This window comes from Agathobaculum sp. (genome assembly GCF_050946325.1).
Classification (GTDB): Bacteria; Bacillota; Clostridia; order Oscillospirales; family Butyricicoccaceae; genus Agathobaculum.
In genome coordinates this window covers 1-7487 of the sequence record NZ_JBMNUP010000091.1, presented here as the reverse complement: position 1 = coordinate 7487, position 7487 = coordinate 1, and the positions used below count along the sequence as shown (strand labels likewise).

Sequence of the window (7487 nt, the reverse complement as noted above, 5' to 3'; positions counted from 1 at the left end):
GACCGCTAAAATCTGACATCAATCTGGAGCAATCGAGCCATGTGGAGACCGCCGCGCTGCTTTGCCGGTAATAAAAGAGGAGACTGCTTTAGAAGGAAGTGCATCCATGGAAAAAAGTTGCCGGTTGAGCGTATTGCCGGTATCGCTGTTCGGTCCAATAGAATCCGGCGAGATTACGCTGGAGGAATGGCTGACAAAAGCGAAGGAAATGGGGCTGGACGCAGCGGATATCAGTATGATGCTGCTGAAAAATCATACGCCGGTTTACCTGGAAGGCGTCAAACGCATGATGGAGCGCATTGGCATACCGATGGCGATGGCGTCGGCCTATCCCGATTTTACGCATCCGGACGCTTTGCAGCGGGAGCGGGAGCTGGAATATCTGCGGCGGGATATTGCGGTGTGTTCCGCGCTCGGCATAGAATATGTGCGCGTGCTGGCAGGGCAGGCGCATCCTGGCGTGACGCGGGAGCAGGGCGTGCGCTGGGCGGTGGAGATGCTGCGCCGTGCGGCGGTTACGGCTGCGAAATTCGGCGTGGTGCTGGTGTATGAGGACCACTACAAGCCGGGCGCATGGAGATATGAGGATTTCAGCTTTCCGGTGGATATTTTCCTGGAAATTGCGCAGGCGCTGAAAGGCAGCGGAGTAAAAATTAATTTTGACACGGGAAATATTACGGCGCAGGGCGGCGACCCGATGACTGTTCTGCCGCAGGTCTATGACGCGCTTGCAACGGTTCATATTTCGGATATGCAGACGCTGGGCTGTTTTGCGCCCGCCGTCATTGGGACAGGTGTGACGCCCAACGCGGAGGTGCTGGCCTGGCTGAAGCACCATGGGTTTGGCGGCCTTATCTGCATTGAAGAGGCGAGCGGCACGGGTTTTTCAGGAATCCGCAAGGCCGTGGAGTTTGTGCGGGAGACATGGAACCGCGCATAAAGGAATGCACGGTCATTATTTGCAAAAACAGGATAAATGATGCGGATTATGCGAAGATAATGCAGTATAATGATGAATTTTGTTTGCTTTATGGGGAGCGCGTTCCGGAGAAATTAAAGGCGGAATAAACCTTCCCGCGCGCTCAGAAAATAAATACAGCATATTGCGTTCATGCGGGAAAGAGGATATAATGGGGAAAAGGAGCTGATAGCATGTCTGTCTCTCGGGAGACGGTTTTATATTTTGAGCCGGAAGGCGGCGCGCGCGCCGCAGGGGTGAAATCCGTTTTGGTGCGCATGGGCGTGCGCATCAAAAATATTGCGCCGGAAGACGCGGGGCAGACGGTCGGCTGTCTGCTGGGCCGCCGTGGGTTTGACAGAAACGAAAATGCCGATGTGCCTGCCCTTGCGCAGCCCGTGCTTGTGCTGGACGGCTTTACGGACAAGCGGCTGGAGATTTTGCTGCGGGAAATGAAAAAAGCCGGCGTGTCCATTCCCTATAAGGCGATTGTGACGGAGACCAATATCGGCTGGACGCTGGAAAATCTTTATCAGGAGCTTGCGGCCGAGCATGAGGCGATGCGTAAAAATGGTTGAGCGCGTCATTCCTGATTTTGATTTGGAGCAGATTGCCCGTTCCGGCCAGTGTTTTCGTTTTCGGCCGCTGGGGGAAGGGCGGTATGCGCTGATTGCCTGCGGCCGCTATCTGGAAATGGAGCAGCAGGGCCAGACCGTGCGGTTTGACTGCACAGACGAGGTGTTTGCATCCGTCTGGCAGCGGTATTTTGATCTGGACGCCGATTATGGACGCTACAAAAAAGCGGTTGCCAAGCGGGATGTTTATTTGCAGCATGCCGTGCTGGCAGGCGGAGGCCTGCGCATTTTACGGCAGGAGCTGTGGGAGACGATCGTCTGCTTCATTATTTCGCAGCAGAACAACATTGCCAGAATAACCGGCTGCGTGGAGCGGCTGAGTGCGCTGTTCGGCACACGCTGCCAAAGCGAAAGCGGCATACAGTATGATGCGTTTCCGGCCGCGGAGCGTCTGGCCCAGTGTACAGCGGATGATCTGACGCCCGTGCGGCTGGGATATCGGGCAAAATACATCATCGCTGCGGCACGGCAGGTTGCTTCCGGCGAAGTGGATTTGAACGCAGTGCGGGGCATGAAATACGAGCAGGCCAGGCAGGAACTGATGCGCCTGACCGGCGTGGGCGTCAAAGTGGCGGAGTGCATCTGCCTGTTTGGACTGCACCACATTGATGCGTTTCCGATTGATACCCACATCCGGCAGATGCTGGATGCACACTATCCAAAGGGCTTTCCGCTGCGGCGCTATCGCGGATTTGCAGGCGTGATGCAGCAGTATGCATTTTTTTACGAGCTTCAGATAAACTACTGATGAGAAGGAGCGTGCTGATGATGGCGGTTTTGACCATTACGAATGAGAATTTTGAAACAGAGGTGCTGCAGGCGGACAAGCCTGTGCTGCTGGATTTCTGGGCGAGCTGGTGCGGACCGTGCAGAATGGTCTCGCCTATTGTGGACCAGATTGCAGAGGAGCGGACGGATATTAAAGTGGGCAAAATCAACGTGGATGAGCAGGGAGACCTGGCGCAGCAGTTCGGCGTGATGAGTATTCCGACCCTGATTGTGATGAAAAACGGCAAGGTGGTCAACCGCGCGGTAGGAGCCATGCCCAAAGCAAATATTCTGGCGCTGCTTTAAAGAGAAAGCAGAAAAGCCCTCTCCCAGCATAGGGGAGAGGGCTTTTTTGTAACACAGGCAAGTCCGGCTTTGGGGGGATAAGCTGAAAAAAGACAACCGCCGGAAAGCACTTTGGCTTTCCGGCGGCTGCCTTCACACGGATAAGAGGTTTTGGAATAGGAGTTGTTCTTGTTGGTTGTTTACTGGTCTTCGTCGATGAAGAATTCACCGCGTTCCTTCAGGTCGGAAACGATTTGTGCGTGCATCTTATCGTTCAGCTTATAGCAGGCAAACAGGATGACGCCGATAATGCTCAGAACCGCAGGGATCAGGTTCATAACCACATTCATGGAAGTCAGCGCGCTGGCGGTCTGCGATGCGGCGCCTTCCACATAACCGCTCATCGCCAGCATGGCGAGCAGGGTGGTGGGGGCAAGCGCGCCGCCCAGCTTGAGCATAAAGCTGGTGCCGGAGGAGCAGAGGCCGTCGGCGCGGATGCCGGTCTTCCACTGGCCATATTCTACCGTGTCGCCGATCATACCATAGAGCAGCGCGGTGCAGAAGCCGTTGAGCGCGCCCGCGATGAACAGGAGAACGAGAACCAGCGTGGGAGAAGCGTTGCCGGGGTTGAGGAAGAACAGAACCAGGTTAATGATAAAGCTGAAACCGTACGAGAACAGCATCGCTCCGCGCTTGCCGCGGCACAGCTTGATCAGCGCGGCAGAGAAGAACGCTGCAACAGCAGCCATGATGCCGTTAACGGTGGCATACAGGGTGAACAGGCTGGCGTCGCCCCAAACATAGGTGAAATAGTACATGCCGACGGTCATTCTGCCGTAGTTGAGGAATCCATAAACCAGGAATGCCAGGCAGACGATCAGCAGGGGCGGATTTTGCAGGAAGCAGTTGACCATGGCCTTGCCGCCCATTTTCTGGCCCTTCTGCTTCGGGGGCGCCTTGACGACTTCCTTGGTGCCCAGAACGCAGGTGAACACAAAGGGGATTGCCAGCGCGCAGACGACAACGGCAGCCAGCAAATAGCCGCGAACGGAATCGCCTTCCGCGCCGCTGAACTTGGTAACCAGCGGAATGAAGATGGCGGTTGCAAGCGCGCAGGCCAGCGAGGAAATGCAGATGCGGTAGCTGGAGAAAGAAGCGCGTTCACGGGGATAAGGAGAAATAACGCCGTTGAGTGCAGAGAACGGAATGTTCCAGGAAGTAGAAGCAATAACCGTGATAAAATACAGGATACAGCCGTAAGCCGTGCGTGCGCCGACGCTCCAGTCAGGATGCGCCCAGAACAGCAGGATTACCAGCGGAATCAGACCAAGGGCGCCGCCCAGCATCCAGGGACGGTAACGGCCCATTTTGGTGTTGGTGCGGTCGGCCAGAGAGCCGATCATGGGGTCGTTAAAGGCGTCCCAGACACGGCACACCAAAAACAGAATGGAAACGGCGCCCGCAGGGATGAGGGCAATATCCGTCATGAAAAATGCTAAGTAAGAACTGACAAGCATCCAGGGGAGGTTATAAACCAATTCGCCGGAGGCGAATGCAAGCTTTCTGGCAACGGCCTGGCCACCGTGATAATAGGTTTTTTCCGGGGTTGCAGCAACTTTTGTTTCGTTATTCATTCTGCTGTCGATTGGCTAAGTTTGCAGCCAATCGTTCCTCCTTCCTCTTTTGATCTCATGTTATTCATCCATTTTAATAACGACCTTGGCAAATTTCTTGGTATAAAGATCTTCAAATGCCTTTTCATACTGGCTGAGGGGGTGTACGCGCTGGATGAGGGATTTCAGATCCAGCCGGCGGGCCATCTTGATGGCCTTGGGGAATAACCCTGCCCCCATAATCACACCATGCAGGTGCTTCTGGTTCCAGTAAAAGTCATTGTGCAGATTTACTTTCAGGATGGGGTCTTTGCCGTACATGGCGAAGTAAACGCCGTCGCCGTTCCGTGCCAAAAGCTGCAGCGCAGTTTCCGCAGCGGATACAACGCCGGTGCCTTCCAAAACACAGTCATACATGCCGCCGGCAGCGGCAATGGCTTTTTCCACAACCCCGTCTTCGCGGGGATCAAAGGCAAAGTCAGCGCCGAGTTTTTTGGCCAGCTCGCATTTTTCTTCCACCAGATCAAAAACGGTGACGACCGACGCGCCTGCCAGACGGGCAAGCTGCACCAGCATCAATCCCAGGCCGCCCGCGCCCATGATGGCAACGGACTTTCCGTAAGAGATATTGGCCTGTTCGGCAGCTGCCAGAGCAATGGTCAGCGGCTCAATCAGGGCAGCGGTTTGCAAATCGTATTCTTCAGGAAGCTTATGGATCTGCGTCACATGATAAACGGCGTATTCTGCAAAGCCGTTCATGCAGAACTGCACGTTGGTGCACAGATTTTCATGCCCGCTGCGGCAGTTGTCGCAGGCGTAGCAGTATTTTGCGTAATTGGCAACCACCTTGTCGCCGGCATGATAGTCGAGCGCCTCCGCCTTGGGGCTGGCTTTATCAATGATGCCGGAAACCTCATGGCCGAAAGGCATGGGCAGCATGGCCTTGGTGGTTTCTTCAAACTCACCCAGATGGCCGGTCAGCGTGTGCGTGTCCGAGCCGCAGATGGAGGAGTAGATGATTTTGACGCGAATCTCATCATCGGCAGGTTCCGGCATTGGAACTTCTCTTGCTTCTACGGTGCCCATGGTGTTTTTTTCAAAATCACGGACCGAAGTGATATATAGCTGCTTCATTGCTTTGAACTCCCCTTCCTTCAAATAATAAAGAACCGGTCCGCCGCGAACATATTATGTAATCGGGCGGACCGGCTCTGCGGTTTGCTGCTTACTGCGCTTTTGTATTACTTGAGAAATTCACGCGCAGTCTTGGCAATACCAGCGCCATCCATGCCATAGTATGGATACAGTTCTTCCGGATAACCAAATTCCACAAAGGTATCAGGAATGCCAATCTTCTTCAGCCGTGCAAACACACCGGCTTCCATCAGCACATCGGCAACGATGCTGCCGAGACCGCCGAGGATATTGTGGTCTTCCACGGTGATGATGGCGCCGCTCTTCTTGGCGGCGTGGATGATAGCATCCTTGTCAATCGGCTTGATGGTGTGCATATCAATTACGCCAACGCTGAAGCCTTCTTCTTCCAGCTGGCGCGCTGCCTGCACAGCGCCGTATACACCCATGCCGGTGCCGATGATGTTCAAATCGGTGCCTTCCTGGATGACATTGGCCTTGCCGATCTCGAAGTTATAGTCGTAATCCTGGTTGTAAACCAGCGGCTCCTCGCCGCGCGGAATGCGGATATAGATCGGCTTGGGATAGTCGAGCGATTTGCGCAGAACCTTTTTGCACTGCTCCGCATCGCAGGGCGCGATCATGGTCATGTTCGGCAGGGAGTTCATAACGCCGAATTCGATAATGGTGTTGTGCGTCGGGCCGTAGCCGGAGGACAGGCCGGCATGCGTGCCGATAAGGCGCACCGGATAATCGTTGTATGCTACGTCGTTGTGGATCTGGTCCAGCGCGCGCACACACAGGAAGGGTCCAAACGTCTGCACATAAGGCAGGAAGCCCTGCTTGGCAAGACCGGCCGCCAGAGTGACCATGTTCATTTCCTGGATGCCTACGTCAAGAACGCGGTCCGGATACTGCATCTGCTTCTGCTGTACACGGCCGCCGTTGGGCGTACCATCCGCGTTGATATAACATACTCTGGGGTCGTCGTCGATCATTTCGAGAATTTCATTCGTAACCGTTCCCTTGGCTTCCATTGCGGGGCCCATATCGCCGCAGCAAAAAGTAAATCCACCCATTGATTACACCTCCGCCAGTCTTTCCGCTGTGTATTCTCTGATTTCTTTAAGCGCCTCTTCCAGCTTTTCGTCGTCAAAGCCGCCGATGTGCCATGCGCAGGGACGATCCATCATAAACTGAACGCCCTGGCCCTTGGTTGTGTTGCAAATGATTGCGTTCGGCTTGCCGTTGAGCGTAACTTCCGGCAGGCTGGCCAGCGTCTTGTCGATTTCGGCCATCTTGGTGCCGTCGATTACCGTGGCGTTCCAGCCAAAGGCACGGAAGCAGTCCGCCATGCCTTCAGCGCCGCCCTTTTCGCCCCAGCGCTGGTTTTGGCCGGTTTCATAAGAAGCGGATGCATGGTTAAAGTCAACAACTGCAACAATGTTGTCCAGATTATGCGATGCGGCGTACAGAATTGCTTCCCAGTTGGAGCCTTCTTCCATTTCGCCGTCGCCCAGCAGCGTCCAGATGCGGGACTTGATGTTTCGTCCGCGGTTGGCATGCGCCAGACCGCAGCACCAGGAAAGACCATGGCCGAGCGAACCGGAGGAAACCTCAATGCCCTTGACGTGCTTGTGGTTCGGATGCGCGCCGAAGGGATGGCCGATGGTGTTGTAGGTATCCAGCAGCAGATCCCAGTCATACATCCCCATATCGCAGAAGATGGTGAACAGCAGAATGCCGTTGTGGCCCTTACTCAGAATAAAAATATCGCGGTTGGGGTCGTCCAGATTGTCCGGATCAAAGCCCATATACTTGTAATACAGCGCTACCGTTACATCGGTTGCGGACATAGGACCGCCGATGTGTACGTTACCGATGCGGCGCGTACCGAGCGCAAGCTTTTCGCGGATTTCGCCGGCCTTGACCACCAAATCGCGCACGTTTTCAACATGAACCTTCGCCATGGTATGAATTCATCCTTTCTGTCAGAAGATCGAATAGCCGCCGTCAACCGGAATGTTGATGCCGGTGATGTAGGAAGAGGCTTCGCTTGCAAGGAAGAGCATAACGCCCTGCAATTCGTCCGTC

Annotated in this window: 9 protein-coding genes; 4 read left to right on the top strand and 5 right to left on the bottom strand. The window is 54.8% G+C overall.

The window, feature by feature from the left end:
* Nucleotides 1-106 precede the first annotated feature (106 nt).
* From ACOYIE_RS07750 to trxA, 4 genes are all read left to right on the top strand, one after another.
* A complete protein-coding gene (locus tag ACOYIE_RS07750) occupies nucleotides 107-940 on the top strand; it encodes a sugar phosphate isomerase/epimerase family protein (protein ID WP_433412041.1) in 834 nt (277 codons plus the stop codon).
* Nucleotides 941-1152: 212 nt separating this feature from the next.
* Nucleotides 1153-1536 carry a DUF3783 domain-containing protein gene (locus tag ACOYIE_RS07745; protein ID WP_433412039.1) on the top strand — a complete coding sequence of 128 codons (384 nt, stop codon included), beginning with the start codon at nucleotides 1153-1155 and terminating at the stop codon, nucleotides 1534-1536.
* Nucleotides 1511-2341 carry a DNA-3-methyladenine glycosylase family protein gene (locus ACOYIE_RS07740; RefSeq protein WP_433412037.1) on the top strand — a complete coding sequence of 277 codons (831 nt, stop codon included), beginning with the start codon at nucleotides 1511-1513 and terminating at the stop codon, nucleotides 2339-2341. The genes ACOYIE_RS07745 and ACOYIE_RS07740 overlap by 26 nt, the downstream gene beginning before the upstream one ends.
* Before the next feature lie 20 nt (nucleotides 2342-2361).
* Nucleotides 2362-2667: a thioredoxin gene (trxA, locus tag ACOYIE_RS07735; RefSeq protein ID WP_433412045.1), complete on the top strand. Its 306-nt coding sequence runs from the start codon at nucleotides 2362-2364 to the stop codon at nucleotides 2665-2667.
* A gap of 179 nt (nucleotides 2668-2846) precedes the next feature.
* On the opposite strand, the gene ACOYIE_RS07730 is transcribed toward trxA, so the two are convergent.
* The 5 genes from ACOYIE_RS07730 to ACOYIE_RS07710 form a co-directional block, all read right to left on the bottom strand.
* A complete protein-coding gene (locus ACOYIE_RS07730) occupies nucleotides 2847-4280 on the bottom strand; it encodes a glycoside-pentoside-hexuronide (GPH):cation symporter (protein WP_433412035.1) in 1434 nt (477 codons plus the stop codon).
* A gap of 60 nt (nucleotides 4281-4340) precedes the next feature.
* A complete protein-coding gene (locus tag ACOYIE_RS07725) occupies nucleotides 4341-5393 on the bottom strand; it encodes a zinc-dependent alcohol dehydrogenase (protein ID WP_433412033.1) in 1053 nt (350 codons plus the stop codon).
* A 107-nt stretch (nucleotides 5394-5500) separates the two neighbouring features.
* On the bottom strand, nucleotides 5501-6472 hold the full coding sequence (locus ACOYIE_RS07720) for a transketolase family protein (protein WP_433412031.1): 972 nt from the start codon (nucleotides 6470-6472) through the stop codon (nucleotides 5501-5503).
* Between the two features lie 3 nt (nucleotides 6473-6475).
* A complete protein-coding gene (locus ACOYIE_RS07715; protein ID WP_433412029.1) occupies nucleotides 6476-7363 on the bottom strand; it encodes a transketolase in 888 nt (295 codons plus the stop codon).
* A 21-nt stretch (nucleotides 7364-7384) separates the two neighbouring features.
* Nucleotides 7385-7477, bottom strand: coding sequence for an SDR family oxidoreductase (locus ACOYIE_RS07710; RefSeq protein ID WP_433412043.1), 93 nt, complete (start codon nucleotides 7475-7477; stop codon nucleotides 7385-7387).
* Nucleotides 7478-7487 lie beyond the last annotated feature (10 nt).